16 protein-coding genes and 1 pseudogene are annotated in these 14028 nt (G+C 64.5%); 4 read left to right on the forward strand and 13 right to left on the reverse strand.

Translation table 11 applies throughout. The features are described from left to right. The first annotated feature begins 135 nt into the window (after window positions 1-135). From VJV41_RS06965 to VJV41_RS06975, 3 genes and pseudogenes are all read left to right on the forward strand, one after another. Complete coding sequence (locus tag VJV41_RS06965; protein WP_325332475.1) at window positions 136-1419, forward strand: cytochrome P450; 1284 nt, start codon at window positions 136-138, stop codon at window positions 1417-1419. Next, complete coding sequence (locus tag VJV41_RS06970; protein WP_325332477.1) at window positions 1416-1607, forward strand: ferredoxin; 192 nt, start codon at window positions 1416-1418, stop codon at window positions 1605-1607. Before VJV41_RS06965 ends, VJV41_RS06970 begins: the two co-directional genes overlap by 4 nt. A gap of 79 nt (window positions 1608-1686) precedes the next feature. After that, window positions 1687-1848: pseudogene (locus tag VJV41_RS06975) on the forward strand (DUF1330 domain-containing protein); the annotation flags it as partial. Between the two features lie 86 nt (window positions 1849-1934). Here VJV41_RS06975 and VJV41_RS06980 read toward each other — a convergent pair. The 10 genes from VJV41_RS06980 to VJV41_RS07025 form a co-directional block, all read right to left on the reverse strand. Beyond that, on the reverse strand, window positions 1935-2753 hold the full coding sequence (locus VJV41_RS06980) for a hypothetical protein (protein ID WP_325332582.1): 819 nt from the start codon (window positions 2751-2753) through the stop codon (window positions 1935-1937). Window positions 2754-2948: 195 nt separating this feature from the next. After that, window positions 2949-3707: an alpha/beta fold hydrolase gene (locus tag VJV41_RS06985; RefSeq protein WP_325332479.1), complete on the reverse strand. Its 759-nt coding sequence runs from the start codon at window positions 3705-3707 to the stop codon at window positions 2949-2951. Then, window positions 3707-3907: a ferredoxin gene (locus VJV41_RS06990; protein WP_325332481.1), complete on the reverse strand. Its 201-nt coding sequence runs from the start codon at window positions 3905-3907 to the stop codon at window positions 3707-3709. Before VJV41_RS06990 ends, VJV41_RS06985 begins: the two co-directional genes overlap by 1 nt. Then, a complete protein-coding gene (locus VJV41_RS06995; RefSeq protein ID WP_325332483.1) occupies window positions 3904-5106 on the reverse strand; it encodes a cytochrome P450 in 1203 nt (400 codons plus the stop codon). The genes VJV41_RS06990 and VJV41_RS06995 overlap by 4 nt, the downstream gene beginning before the upstream one ends. A 123-nt stretch (window positions 5107-5229) precedes the next feature. Then, window positions 5230-6030: an NAD(P)-dependent oxidoreductase gene (locus VJV41_RS07000; protein ID WP_325332485.1), complete on the reverse strand. Its 801-nt coding sequence runs from the start codon at window positions 6028-6030 to the stop codon at window positions 5230-5232. After that, window positions 6027-6845: an NAD(P)-dependent oxidoreductase gene (locus tag VJV41_RS07005; protein ID WP_325332487.1), complete on the reverse strand. Its 819-nt coding sequence runs from the start codon at window positions 6843-6845 to the stop codon at window positions 6027-6029. The genes VJV41_RS07000 and VJV41_RS07005 overlap by 4 nt, the downstream gene beginning before the upstream one ends. Further along, entirely contained in the window at window positions 6845-7696 is an 852-nt protein-coding gene (locus VJV41_RS07010) for an alpha/beta hydrolase (RefSeq protein WP_325332584.1), read from the reverse strand. The genes VJV41_RS07005 and VJV41_RS07010 overlap by 1 nt, the downstream gene beginning before the upstream one ends. Window positions 7697-7803: 107 nt before the next feature. Further along, window positions 7804-9447 carry a thiolase C-terminal domain-containing protein gene (locus VJV41_RS07015; RefSeq protein ID WP_325332489.1) on the reverse strand — a complete coding sequence of 548 codons (1644 nt, stop codon included), beginning with the start codon at window positions 9445-9447 and terminating at the stop codon, window positions 7804-7806. Beyond that, window positions 9444-9743, reverse strand: coding sequence for a ferredoxin (locus VJV41_RS07020; RefSeq protein ID WP_325332586.1), 300 nt, complete (start codon window positions 9741-9743; stop codon window positions 9444-9446). Before VJV41_RS07020 ends, VJV41_RS07015 begins: the two co-directional genes overlap by 4 nt. Before the next feature lie 4 nt (window positions 9744-9747). Continuing rightward, a complete protein-coding gene (locus VJV41_RS07025) occupies window positions 9748-11052 on the reverse strand; it encodes an NADH-ubiquinone oxidoreductase-F iron-sulfur binding region domain-containing protein (protein ID WP_325332491.1) in 1305 nt (434 codons plus the stop codon). A gap of 36 nt (window positions 11053-11088) precedes the next feature. Here VJV41_RS07025 and VJV41_RS07030 point away from each other — a divergent pair, with 36 nt between their 5' ends. After that, window positions 11089-11562, forward strand: a complete 474-nt coding sequence (locus VJV41_RS07030; protein WP_325332493.1) for a hypothetical protein — start codon at window positions 11089-11091, stop codon at window positions 11560-11562. Between the two features lie 5 nt (window positions 11563-11567). Here the strand turns inward: VJV41_RS07030 and VJV41_RS07035 are convergent, their stop codons facing one another. Genes VJV41_RS07035 through VJV41_RS07045 form a run of 3 tightly spaced genes read right to left on the reverse strand, consistent with a single transcriptional unit; the run spans window position 11568 to window position 14009 of the window. After that, complete coding sequence (locus VJV41_RS07035) at window positions 11568-12476, reverse strand: alpha/beta hydrolase (RefSeq protein WP_325332494.1); 909 nt, start codon at window positions 12474-12476, stop codon at window positions 11568-11570. Beyond that, window positions 12473-12865, reverse strand: coding sequence for a Rieske (2Fe-2S) protein (locus VJV41_RS07040; RefSeq protein WP_325332496.1), 393 nt, complete (start codon window positions 12863-12865; stop codon window positions 12473-12475). The genes VJV41_RS07035 and VJV41_RS07040 overlap by 4 nt, the downstream gene beginning before the upstream one ends. 1 nt (window position 12866) lies before the next feature. After that, window positions 12867-14009 (reverse strand): amidohydrolase family protein, encoded by a 1143-nt coding sequence (locus VJV41_RS07045; protein ID WP_325332498.1) that lies wholly within the window; start codon window positions 14007-14009, stop codon window positions 12867-12869. Between the last annotated feature and the right edge of the window lie 19 nt (window positions 14010-14028).

Here is a 14028-nt window from a genome sequence, read left to right on the forward strand (position 1 = left end):
CGAGCCGGTCCAGTAACCAAGCAGATGTGCTGAGCAGTCGCCCGTCGTTGACGCCGGAGGGCGGGTGTGGAAATCTAATACCCCAAAGATGAGAATCACGTTCTCGCTCGGCGAGATCGTCGAAACGGAGGGTGTATGGCGGAGGACCTCACCGCGGTCGACTTCTTCCGGGACGGTCGTCTAACGGATGATCCGTACCGGTTCTACGAGGCACTTCGCAACAAATGCCCGGTCAGCCGTGAGGACCACTACGGCGTGACGATGGTGACCGGCTGGCAGGAGGCCGTCGACGTCTACAACGACGAGCAGACGTTCTCGTCGTGCATCTCGGTGACCGGTCCGTTTCCAGGGTTCCCGGTGGCCTTGGAGGGCCTAGATGGCCCAGCTGTCACCGAGCTGATCGAGAAGCATCGCGACGAGATTCCGTTCAGCGATCAGCTGCCGACGCTGGACCCGCCGACGCACACGAACCACCGCGCGCTGCTGATGCGGCTGATCACCCCAAAGCGCCTCAAGGAGAACGAGGACGCGATGTGGCAGCTCGCCGACGACATCCTCGACGACTTCCTCGCGCCAGGTGAAGGCGAGTTCATCAAGGGTTTCGCGGGGCCGTTCACGTTGCAGGTCATCGCCGACCTGCTGGGTGTCCCCGGCGAGGACCGCGACGAGCTCATCGAGCGACTGGCCCGCGGGACCCACGGGGGCGGGCTTGGCAACGCCGACAAGACGCTGACCAAGACGCCTTTGGAATACCTGTACGAGGTCTTCGCGACATACGTCGAAGACCGACGTCGTGAGCCCCGTGACGACGTGCTGACCGGACTGGCAACGGCGACGTTTCCCGACGGGTCGATGCCCGAGGTCGGAGACGTCGTGCGGGTGGCAACCAACGTCTTCTCGGCCGGGCAGGAAACCACTGTCCGGCTGCTCGGCACGGCGTTGAAGGTGATCGGCGACCGCCCCGATATCCAGCGCAGGCTCCGCAACGACCGCAGCCTGCTGCCGAACTTCATCGAGGAATGCCTGCGCATCGAGAGCCCGGTCAAGGGTGACTTCCGACTGTCCCGGGTGCCGACCACCGTTGGTGAGGAAGCAATCGCTGCCGGCTGCACGGTGATGGTGATCAACGGGGCCGCCAACCGCGATCCTCGCCGCTTCGAGAGTCCGGACACGTTCGATCCCGAACGCAAGAACGCCCGCCAGCACCTCGCCTTCGGCCGTGGCATCCACAGCTGCCCCGGCGCGCCGCTGGCTCGCGCCGAGACGCGGGTCGGACTCGAGCGATTGCTCGACCGAACCAGCCACATTCGGATCTCGGAGAGCAAGCACGGGCCCGCGGATAACCGTAGTTACCAATACATTCCGACCTATATCCTGCGTGGTCTCACCGAGTTGCATTTGGAGTTCGATCAAGAATGAAAGTCACCGTCGACGAGGACCGGTGCCGCGGCCACGGCATGTGCCTGACGCTGTGCCCCGATGTGTTCCACATGACCGACGATGGATACGCCGTCGCTGACCCGTCGGAGGTGCCGGCCGGGCTCGAAGGCGCGGCGAAGGAAGCCATCGAGTGCTGCCCAGAGCAAGCTATCAGCGAAACCGACTGAAAGCCAAGGAGATAACGTGGCGAAGGCGTCGCAAAAGGGCTACGTCATCCTGACCGAGCACATCAAAGACCCGGCCAGAATGGCCGAGTACGGCAAGTTGGCCCAGCAGGCGATGGCGGGTGCCACGATCCTGTCCGTCGACCAGAAGCCCCAGGTGATCGAGGGAGAGTGGCACGGCAGCCAGACCGTCGTCCTCGAGTTCGAATCGGTTGACGCGGCCCGTGCCTGGTACGAGTCGGATGCCTAAGCGCCGAGCAGACGTAAACATGCCCATTTTCTGAGGATTTCGGGCAGTTTTGCGTCTGCTCATCTGCGCGTGGGCCCAGCTCATCCAGCCAGTGAGGTCCTGCGGTCGAGGTGTACGGCGATCCTTGCTACCAGGTCCAGTGGATACCGGCGCACATCATCGACAACCATGGGGATGCTCGTCCAACCGCATTCCTGCAGCCTGGCGACCTTCATACGGTCATGCCTGAGCGCTTCCGGCGTCGCGTGCCACTCCATACTTTCGTACTCAGCGACCACCATCGCCTGTGGCCAAGCGAAGTCCACCCGCCAGAGCTTTCCGCACCTATCGACGATCTCGTACTGCAATTCCGGCATCGGCAGTCCGCCGTCGATGAAGACGAGGCGCGCTTCACTTTCCAGAGGCGACTCCGACCGGCCGTTGGCGTACTCGATCAGCTCGCGGACCTTGACGATCCCGCGTCGCCCCTTCTGTTCGTCGATCGCCTCACATAGGTCGGCCGGTGTGCAGCATTCGTTGAACAGCACCGCGTCCAGCACGGCAAGGGCACGTGGACGCCGCAGCGTGCGCGCAAGTTCAACAGCCGTCCACGCCGGCGCCGTCGTCAACCGTCCGTGAATGCGTTTGAGCGGAGCCCCGATTCGCTGGTGAACCATCAACTCAGACGAGGGACGCATGCGCACGCCCGGATCGAGGATGTGAATGCGGCCGTCATTCTCCGTGCCGAATCCGAAGAGCTCGGCGGCGGTGTTCATGCATGCGACGATGGACTTACCCGAGGTGATGTCGAGCGCGGCGAGCCGGTCGATCGTGCTTGGCGACCGTTGGGCATAAACCCCATGCCAGACCCGGATGACCTTTCCGGCCCGGATACGCCTGACGAGAGTGCGGTACGACATCGTTGTGAGCAACTGCTCCGTAGTTGCCAAACCACCGTGAACGGCGAACGCTTCGTCCAGCGACACGAATTGATCATTGATTGCGATGGCCGCCGAGGAAAGGGCCCAGACGCGCGCCTGTGGATAACCTGCGAACAGACACAAACATGTCTATTTTTCACGGATTTTGGGCAGTTTTGCGTCTGCTCGCGCAAGTTAGTGGGGCACCAGCGGGCCGGTGGGTTTCGTCGTCGTGGCGTGCACGAGCAACTCGGCCAAATCGCTTGGGCGGCTGAGGAACGGTGAGTGCGACGTGTCGATGGTCAGCTGCTCGACCCCGAGACGGTGTGTCACAGTGTCGGCCAGCCAGCGCGGCATCGACTGATCCTGCAGACAGCGAATGAAGCTGCGGGGGAGGTCGGTCCCCCAGAACGCGGGCACCGACACCGGTGTCACCGTTGTATCGCCGAACCGTTCGGGCCCGAGATGTTCGAACGCCCAACGGGCGGTCGCCTCGTCGCAGTCGTGGTAGAAGTAATTCCATGCGCCGTCGAAGTCGGCGAACCACATCGCACCGTCGTCGTCGAACTTCAAGTAGCCCAACATGTCTCCGACGTCGGCGTCGAACTCGCCGTCCTCGTTGTCACGCATCGCCATCGCCTCCGGATACGTCCGCCCTTCGCGAGGCAGCGCGGCGGCGAGGTAGGCGATGTGACTGACGAGGTCGGGCGCCGCATCGGCGGCCAGTGTGGCATCGAACCCGCCGCCCGAGTGCCCGACGAGCACATCGCCCGGCTCTAGCACCGACACGATCGCGTCGCGGCGGTTGGCGAGCGTCGACTCCTCGTCCACTCGCGCGCCGTGGCCAGGTAGATCGACCGCGACTGCCTCATGGCCCAGCCGTTCAAGCTCGGCAATTGTCCGCTCCCAGCACCACGCGGCGTGAAAACCGCCGTGCACGAAGACAAATCGCACTACTTGTCGACAATCGAGATGGCCTGGCGCGGGCACTGACGAACGGCCTCGCTGATCTGGTGCTCGTTCTCCGGGGTCACCTCGTCCTGCAGAATATGCAGGTAGTCCTGCTCGTCGAGGTCGAACACCTCCGGGATGATCCCCATGCAGACGCCATTGCTCTCGCACAAGCCGAAGTCAACTTCGACTTTCTTCGTCATCGCAGCACCTTCACCGGCACGTTCGAGTAGCCGGCAACGTTCTGCATGTGGACGCGCTGCAGGCCGTCCCATTCGACCTCATAGCGCGGCATGAAATCGAGCAGCTTTTCAAGCGCGATGGCGCTTTCCATCCGGGCGAGCGCCGCGCCAAGGCAGCTGTGAATGCCGTAGCCGAGACCGAGGTTCTGCGCCTCGCTGCGGTCGCGATCGATGTCGAACTTGTCCGCGTCGGTGAACGCTTCGGGATCTCGACCGGCGGAGGCCATCATCAGGAACACGGGTTTACCCGCAGGGATGGTGACACCGTGCACGCGCGACTCCCTCAGGGTGTATCGCACGTTGTACTGGACAGGTCCCTCGTAGCGCAGCAGCTCTTCGACCGCCGCGGGAACCTTGCTGCGATCATCGAGCAGCTTCTGCCATTGTTCGGGGTTGCGGGCGAAGGTCACCACGGCGGTACCAATGAGCTTGGTGACTGTCTCGGCCCCCGCACCGCCCAATAATGTTGCGAAGCCGGTGATCTCGATATCGTCGAGGCGGCGCACCTGACCGTCGTCATCGGGTATCTCCGCGGCGATCAGTCTGCTGATCATGTCGTCCTGCGGATCCTTGCGGCGCTCCTGGATGAGGTTGTAGTAGAACATCGCAGTGTCGACGTTGGCCTTTATGTTGGCCTCGTTGTATTCAAACTGCCCGGGTTCGCGGGAAAGGCTGGTGTCGATCCAGTGCCGCACCTGTTGGCGGTACTCCTCTGGAACCCCAGCCATCTTGGTGATGACCTCGACCGGGAATGGGCCGGAGAAATCCTGGACGACGTCGAACCGGTCGGGGTTGACTGCTCCCAGGTACCGGTCGATCAGCTCGATGACCGTCTCCTTCTGCGACTGGATCGCGCGGGGCGTGAACGCCTTGTTGACCAGGCTGCGCAGGAGACGGTGGTCGGGCGGATCCATGAAGATGATCGATTTCTGCGGCACTTCCCCGGACTTCACCATCGCCAAATCGCAGCCCCGGGAGGACGAGTAGGTCTCGTGGTCCTTCAGCGCAGCGGCCACGTCTTCGTGTCTCGTCAATGCGTAGAAGTCTTGCTCGTCGTCGTAGTAGACCGGTGCCTCCTCACGCATCCGCCGGTACAGGTCGAACGGATCGTTGAAGAATTCCTCGGAGAACGGATCGAACTTCACTTTTGGCTTGGTCATGGACTCCTCCTTCGCGGCGAGCTGATTGCCGGAAGCGTTACGAGAGACGATCTAACTGTAACGCTAACAGTTTAGGTATCCAGATACCCTGAAATGGGCTGAGTACTCCGCCGTTTTTACGGTTTACGCCTGAAATCCAGCGTTGATCACGTCGTCGAGAAGCCCGAGATCGCCGCCGAGTTCGGCCGCGGTCTTTCGCGCCACGGCGACGTCCTTGCCGACGAACTCGCCGACCATGTCGATGAACGCGTCGACGGAACCGCGGGCACCGACGATGCTCGCCACCCGGCTCGCCGCGCTTCCGTGACCGATCGCGTCCAGCAACCGCTGCTCGTCGATCCCGAGCCGGTTCCCTAGTCGCACTGCCTCATGCAGCAGCCCGATCTGCGCTGCGAACAACGTGTTGTTGACCAGCTTGACGCCTTGCCCGGCACCGATGGGACCGACGTGAAGGATGGGATCGCCGTAACTCTCCAGCACAGGGCGGACGCGCTGGACGGCGTCATCGGAGCCGCCCACGAACAGGGTTACCTGCCCGGCTGCGATGTCGTGCGGACCGCCGCTGACCGGCGCGTCGACGACCACGACGCCATGCGATGTGGCCTCGGCGGCAATCGTCTCGGCCGTGCGCGGGCTCCCGGTGGTGTGGATGACGAGCGCCGCCCCGGCTTGCATCGTCGACAGCAGAACGCTTTCCAGGCAGACCTGCTGGAGTTGCTCGTCGGTGAACACACAGACGATGACGACGTCGGCGTCCGATCCGATGTCCGCCAAGTCGGTCACCGGCCGTGCGCCGAGTTCACTCACAGCTCGCCGCTTCTCGACCGACCTCCCGAGCGCGCGGACCTCGTGGCCGGCCTCGGCGAGGCGGCGCACCATGGGTGCGCCCATGCGGCCCGCCCCGACGAACCCGACCTCGCTCATCTCGGGTGATCCATCGACTTCAATGCGGCGTCGGCCGCATCGAACACGGCGCCCTCGGGCGCCGACGCATGAGCCGCGAGGCTCGCCGCGTGGCGCACGTCCTTCTGTAGCAGTGCTCCCGCGATCGGCGCGAGCCCCTCCAACGTTCCGCCGAACACCGCGATGCTGCTGAGCGCCTTGCTGACAGCGGATCCACCGTTGAGTACCTCGCAGAGCCGGCTGCGGGGGATGCCGAGTGACTCGCCTAATTCGAGCGTGCTGATCGCACTGCCGAGGTTGGCGCTGAACAACAGATTGTTCAGGATCTTCGTCACCTGGCCGCTGCCCAGCGGGCCGAGGTGGACGATCGGATCGGCGTAGGTGGCGAACACCGGGCGGCATCGCTCGACGACATCTTCGTCGCCGCCGACCATGACGAGCAGCTTCCCTTCCTCGACGGCGGGGGCGCCACCACTCACGGGTGCGTCGATCACCGAAACCCCCTGGGCAGCAGCCTTCTCGGCGATCTCCCTGCAGGTGTCGGGATGCACCGTGCTGTGAATGGCGACGATTGCGCCCGATGCCAAACCGGCCAGGATTCCGGTCTCGCCGTACAGCACTTCTCTGACATCGTCGTCGCCGACGACACACAGGCAGACAAGGTCGCTGGCGGCCGCCAGTTCAGCCGGTGACCCCGCGGTCTTCGCGGCCGTGTCTGCGTACGGTTCAAGGCTGGCTGCTCGGCGCGCCCACAGCGTCGTCTCGTAGCCGGCCTCTACGATGCGGCGAGCCATGGGGCCGCCCTGGCTGCCCAGACCGATGAATCCGACACGCATCAACCTGCCTCCAATTTTGCTTCTGCACTTGCGCGTTCTCGCGCGGTGACACATTCCTCGACGAACGAGAGCACCTTCAGGTGGTACGCCGCGGCGTTGACCGAAAGGCTGAGATTGTGTCCAGCACCGACTTGTTCGTTGATCACGAAGCGCGGCGATGCGGTGAACATGGCGGTGATAACCGCATGCGCCGCGGGGTCGGACCGCCACACCCGTTCGTGCTCGGCGAGGCTGAACTGCACTGGCACCCGCACCTGTTCGGCCAACGCCGGAAAATCTTGCCGAGCCCAGTCTTTGACCATCGTGGCCTCGTAGAGCGCGCCCGTCGTCGAGTTCGTGATGCCGGACAGCACCTCGGCCGGATACAGGTGCGCGGGCTGCCAGAGCAGCTCACGAAGTCCAGTCGGGCGTTGCGTGGCGGTCGCCGTCTTGAGGATCTCTTTGGCGTCATCGGCGTACTGCAATCCGGTACCGGCCAATTCAAGGCCGAGAACACCGGCGTCCTCGGCCTTTTCGTCGACGGTCATCCGCACCGCGAGTTCGCAGCCCGCCGAGTGGCCGAGCAGAAACAGTCCCGCGCCGCGTGGCTTGGACCCGAGAATCTTGTCGACCGCCCCGTAGGCCAGTGCAACGCGTTGCTCCGGATGCTGCATCGCATCGGGATACGGCGCCGAGCTGCCGTAGCCCGGCCGGTCCAGCGCCACCACCGTGAAGCCGAGCGCGGCACCGGTGCGCAGCATCGACAACCGCGGATGCCCGGGGCAGTCGAAATACGCTGCGGTGCTTGCTCCTCCATGGAAGGCGACGATGACCGCGCGTGGTTCTGGGGCCTCGGCGACGAGTCCCGACATCGGCACGCCGTCGACGAGGACGACGCGTGGTCGCGGAGCCGCTTCGGCGGCGACATTGGGTCGCGGAGCCGCTTCGGCGGCGACATTGGGCCGCGGAGCCGATTTGCTCACTCGTCCGTCCGCATCAGAATGGCTCCACTCGGTGTAAGACCGCCGCTGCTTACCACCGCGACGCGGGCGTCCTTCACCTGTCGTTCGCCAGCCTCACCGCGGAGTTGGGTGACCGCTTCGTGGATCAAGCCCATGCCGTGCGTGCGGCCGTGCGAGAGCTGGCCGCCGTGCGTGTTCAGCGGAATCACGCCATCGCGGGCGATGGCCTTGCCGCCGTCGAGAAAATCCTTGGCCTCGCCGATACCGCAGAAACCGAGTGCCTCCAACCACGACAGACAGTTGAACGAAAAGCCGTCGTAGAGCTCGGCGACGTCGACATCCTTGGGTCGCAACGAAGTTCGGGTCCACAGGTGTGCGGACTGGCCCAGCACCTGTGGTTCGTGGGTCATCGTGGTCTGGTCCCAGTCAGTGCGCTCGATGATCTGGGTGCCCACCGCCTCGAACAGCACCGGCCGCTTCGGCATGTCCTTGGCGACGTCGACAGCAGACACGATCACGGCGATTGCGCCGTCACACGGCACGTCGCAGTCGTACAACCCGAACGGAGTGGTGATCATCCGGGCGTTCAGGTAGTCGTCCATGGTCATAGGATCGCGGTAGATCGCCGTCGGATTCAACGCAGCGTTGGCGCGCTGGTTCAGCGCAATCCAACCGAGCGTCTCTCTGGTGGTGCCGTACCGGTCGAAGTGGCGTTGCGCGTTGAGCGCCAACGTATGAGCGGCCGACGTCGCGCCGAACGGCATCTGCCAGCTGGAGGTGCGCGCGCCCCCGGGCGGGGACATCTTGCCTTCCTTCATCAGCTGCTGGAACGTCGCCTCCCACAGCGTGCGGAAGCACAGCACATGGCGGGCCATGCCCGTCGCGATGGCCATCATCGCCGCGATCACCGAGCCGCCGGGCCCGAAGGTGTCCATGCCGCCGTTGATCCATGTCGGACGCAGCCCGAGCGCGCCCTCGAGTGCAGAGACGCCGCCCTCGCCCATACCGGCGATGTCGAGCCCCGGATAGGTTGAGAGCCCATCGATGTCGTCGAATGTCAGCCCGGCGTCGGCAACCGCCGCCTCGCATGCCTCAACGGTCAGTGACAGCGGCGGCACCATCAGCCTGCGGCCGAGTCGCGACGCACCGATCCCGGTGATCGCGGATTTCTCCTCGAACTTCTCGGTCGTCAGCGGAGGCCGGACGTAGCGGCCGAAATCCTGGGGCGCGATCTCGTCGGCTGGCTGCGGTGCCGTTGTTTTCTGGGCTGTGGGCCGGAACAGCGGCAGCCAGACGTCCTCGATTTTCTCGAACGTGACCTCAACGGTCTGACCCAGCTCGAGCTCGTCGGGGGCACACTCGACGATGTTGGTGGTCAACCGAACTCGGGGATCCTCCACGATCGCGACCTGTGCGACGACATAGGGTGGCGGGAAGTCGGGGAACCCGAAGCGGTGGTTGACGGTGAAGGCGCTCAGCGTCGCCTTGCCGGAGACGTCTCGCACACCCATGTCCCGGCTGCGGCAATACCGGCACACGGGGGCCGGGGGATGGATCAGCGCCTGGCAGGCCTGGCACTCCTGGATCCGCAGGACATTGTCGCCGCCCGCGGTCCAGAAGAACTCGTTCTGGACCGTTAGTTCGGGAAGCGGTCTTGTCATCGGACGAAACCCCAAACAGCTTCGTTGTCATCGGATTTCGGATCGGGTTCTGCCGATTCCCGGGTATCGTGCGGCGCCACACCGTCGCCGGAAGGGCTGTGTTCGCCCATGTAGATGATGGCGTGCACAGGACAGTCCATCAAGGCTCGCATCACCGCGTCGCGGTCCTGTTCGGGCACGGTTCCATCGCCGATCAGTGACGCATAGCCCCAGTCGTCCAGGGAGAAGTACTCCGGCGCGTGCTTGGCGCAGATGCCGAAGCCGTCGCAGATGGTCCGATCGAGACGAATCCTCAAGCCTTCACTCACGTTTGAGCACCGCCTCCACTTCATATGGCCGCTCGGCCCGGAACGCACCGGCGCGGCACGACGGACAACCATTCGCAAGATGGCGCGCGACCGCCCGAGGGAACTGCCGCAGCAGGCTTGCAGCGACGTTGGTGGCGCCGTCGAGCGTGCCGCACGCGCCGCGGCCGCGCAGCACTACCGACCACCGTTCCAGTCGTGCGAGGTCTTCATCGGTCGCCGCGCCATCCCGCAACGCCGATGTGACAGCAGCCATTGCCGCTGTGCCGTTGAAACATGATCCGCATTGACCGGCGTTCTCGCGGTCGAAGTAGGACATCACCGACGCGGCGACAGCGACGGGGCAGTCATCGGTGAGAATCGAGATCGCACCGCACCCGAGGCCGCTGCCGAGTCGACGGATCGTCTCGTGGTCGAGAGTCGCGTCGAGGATATCGGTGTTGACCAGGCCGGCGAAGTAGCCGCCCATCAGGACCCCGTGCACCGAGTCTGCCGTCATGCCGTGCACCTTGAGCAGATCGGAAAACGCTGCGCCGTGCGGAATCTCGTACAGGGCGGCGGGCCGGGCACCGCCCGTGATCGTCGCGAGGAAGGTGCCTGGCGACATCGGCGTTCCGACTTCCCGGAACTCCTCGGATCCGTTCTGGTGGATATAGGGCAGATTCGCCAGCGTTTCGACATTGCTGACCAGCGTCGGCAGGCCCAAAACGCCTTCCTGGAATGGGCGTGGCGGCTTGTCGGTCGGCTTCGCCGGTCCGCCGTTGATGCGTCGTACGGCCGCCGTTTCCTCACCGGCGACATATCCGGGTTCGACGGTCATGACGGTGACGGCGACCCCGCCGAAGATCTCTGTTTTGAGCTCGGCGAGCGCGGCTGTCACCGATGCGGCCGACCGCTCATCGGAGACGTATACGTACGCACGTCGTGCGCCAACGATCCCGGTGGCCAGTCGGAGCCCGTCGAGCACCACGTGCGGCCGGTTGCGAAGCAGCCAACGATCCTTGACCGACGCGGGTTCGCCCTCTTCGCCATTCGCGACGACGATCGTCTCGGTTCCGCGGCGACCGGCATCACGGACCGTTCGCAATTTCGTTCCGAGCGGAAAGGCCGCGCCGCCACGCCCGAGCAGGCCGGACAGGTCGACCTGCTCCAAAAGCGCGCCGGCGTCATCCAGAGGCCGGTAGCCTCCGGCCGCTGAATAGCTGGCGAAGTCCTCCGCTGGGTCGTGCGCCGGGCGCAGCAGTCGCGGCGGACAGTCCGGCCAAGTGGCCACCACGAGATCGGTTGCGGTGGCGGTCATGAGAGGCCCTTCGTGACCGCGGATAGGCTGACGGACATGAGGACTGCGGTGGTGCGCGTCGCCGTCGACCCGACGGGCGAACTCACGCCGGAGCAGTTAAGCGACGGCATGACAACCCTCCGACTGCTGGCTGACGCTGCGGACGTCGTGGTGATCGACATCGATCTGGCGGCGATGCCGGTGCGGCGTCGCCAGGTGGAGTTGCTCATCGGCGGAAGCGATACCGAAGCGGTCATCGCTATCGGTATCGACCTGTGCGCCAAGGCGTTCGGCGTGACACCCGCCGCCGGCGTCGTTACCTACGTCAGCCGGGGAACCGACGACGACGCCGAGGGTGTGCTGACCCGCTTTGGACTCACCGGCGACATCGAAAGGGTGCCGGGCGAAGACGGCTTCGACGTGGTGTACGTGACGTTGAGCAAGGCCGATCTCGAACGCATCCCGGAAAGCCGCATCCACACGGCGCTGGAGGCGTCGCTGAACTGTGAGGTGCACATCCGGACGGGGTAGGTCGGTCATCTGCCCAGGAAGTCCAGGATCGCAGGGGCGGCCTGCACCCACGTGTCGAACATGTTGAACCGCTTGACCTTTCCTGAAGCGCGGGCTTCGCCGGCACGCTCCCACGCATCTTCCGGCCACGGCGGGTCGATCAACGTCGAGCCTTTGATCAGACAGCTCACCTCGAGTGAGGTGCGCTTCGGATGGTCCAGGTCGTTCTCTCCGCCGCGGATGATCAGGGTGGGCACCGTGATGTCGTCGAACATCTCGTCCTCGACCCCGGGGATGGTTTGGCCGGGCTTAGGCACGAACGCGTTGAGCCAGCGCAGCATCAGCTTCAGGAACTCATCCGAGTCGAGCGCGAGAAACCTTTCGCGGTTTGCCGGATTCTCGGCGATCCGCTGCTTCCACTCGTCGACGTGGATCACGCCATTCATGCCGGCGCCACGCACCGCGAGGATGCTCGGCACGATGTAGTAGGAGCCCAGCACGAAGGAGCCGTATACGCCTCCGACGATGTTCCACACGACGAGCTTCTTCACGATCTCCGGGTAGAGCATCGTCGTGAGCATCGAGTCACGGGCACCGCCCGAACCGCCGGCAAGAATGCACGGCCCGATGTCGAGCCTGGTGATCAGCGCGTGCAGTGTCTCCGCCCGCATGTGGGATTCGCTCTGCCCGTAGAACTGCACGTCGGACTTGCCGCAGTTCGGCCGGTCCCACACCAGGACGCGATAGCCGCCCTTGACCAGGTCCTGCGCCAGCGGTCGTAGCCCATCGATGTCCTTGCTGAAGCGGCCCCCCGGCGTCAGCGCGATGAAACCGCCTTTCTTGCCGAGGATTTCGTAGACGACGTTGCCGCCGTTGATCTCCATGACCTCCTCGCCGCGATCCTCACTCGCGTTCGTCTTCGGTGGCGCGCTCATGCCTGTACCAGTACCTCGTTGCCTACCACCCGCACCGGATACGTGCGGATGCTCCACTCCGGCTTGACCGCGGTGGTGCCCGTCGCGAGCTCGAAACCCCATTGATGCCAAGGGCAGTAGATGAACTCCATGTCGCGCACCATCACAGAGTCACCCGGGACGCTCTCGTCGACGATGGTGCGGCCGCGGGGCCGACCCGAGCACAACGGGCCGCCTTCGTGCGGGCAGTAGTTCGCGATCGCGTAGAAGGTGCCGTTGACGTTGTAGACACCGACACCGTGGCGCCCGACGGGGACGAGTTTGTGTGTGCCAGGAGGAATCTCGTCCACCGTGGCGACGACGTGCTCACGCCCCTGGGCCAGCCGGGGCGTCTTCTCTGTGTTCGTCAACTCAGAACACCCTGACCTGGCCCTCGAGGGCGGGCACCGTATCGGGGAGCTTGTAGGTCGCGATGCCGTTGCGGAACATCACGGCCTCGCGGGCGTGCTCCGGAAGGTGCTTGACCAGCCACCGTGGGTCGTCGAACGTCCAGTGCGGGTAGTCCGACGAGAACAGCAGGATCTTCTCGCACTCCATCCATTCGAACGCGCGCGTGAGTTCCGTCTTGTCCTCGGGATAGTCCAGCGGCTGGGTGGTGAACTTGATGTGGTTCTTGACATATTCGGACGGCTTGCGCTTGATGTCCACCCAAGATCTACGGGCCTCGTAAATCGCGTCCATCCGCCACATCAGCGGCAGTATCCAGGTGAATGCGTGCTCTACGAAGACGATGCGCAACGTGGGGAACCGGTCGAACACGCCGTCGAAGATCAGGCTCATCACCTGGTTCGCGGCCAGCAGCGAGTAGGTGACCATGAAGTCGTGGTTGTAGCTGGGCAGGCCCACCGGCGGCACGGGCAGCTCTTCGTGGTGGCTGCGGGATAGGTGGCAGCTCACCGGCATGTCGTGCTTGGTTGCGGCGGCCCAGATGGGGTCGTACTTCGGGTGACCCCATGACGGCCGGGGCTCGGCCTTGATCAAGATCTGACCCATGTACGGGTGCCCGGCCAAGCGCTCGATCTCGCGGGCGCCCCCTTCCGGCTCCTCGATCGCCACACAGATGGACCCACGCCACCGCTCGTGCCAGTTGTTTTGGCTGTCGAGCCAGTGGTTGACCTGCCAGTCGTTCAGTCCGACCGACATCGCGTGGTTGGCTTCGCCGAGGCGGGCCGGATACGCGGCGGGTTCCAGGATCGCGATGTCCGCGCCGGCCTCCATGATCAACTGCTTGAAGGCCATATCCGGGTCGCTGCAAGCGAATTCGCCATCCGGCGGAAACGTGTCGGCACGCATTGCGTACGTGTGCGCATAGTCCGGGGCGTCGTAGTAGATCTGTTCGCCCACCTTGCGGTTGAGGAAGTACTTGCTACGCCACGGCTCTGGGATGTACTGAACCAGTGCGCCGCGCCGCGGCGTGGGATGGACGTCGGAGTCGACGCACCGGACGGCAGTTCGTTCGGCCGCCGGCTTCCTCTCTGTCGTTGTCACCGTCATCGTGGTCTCCTTGCTCGCA

The sequence above is a fragment of the Mycobacterium sp. genome (assembly GCF_035274705.1).
Lineage (GTDB): Bacteria > Actinomycetota > Actinomycetes > Mycobacteriales > Mycobacteriaceae > Mycobacterium.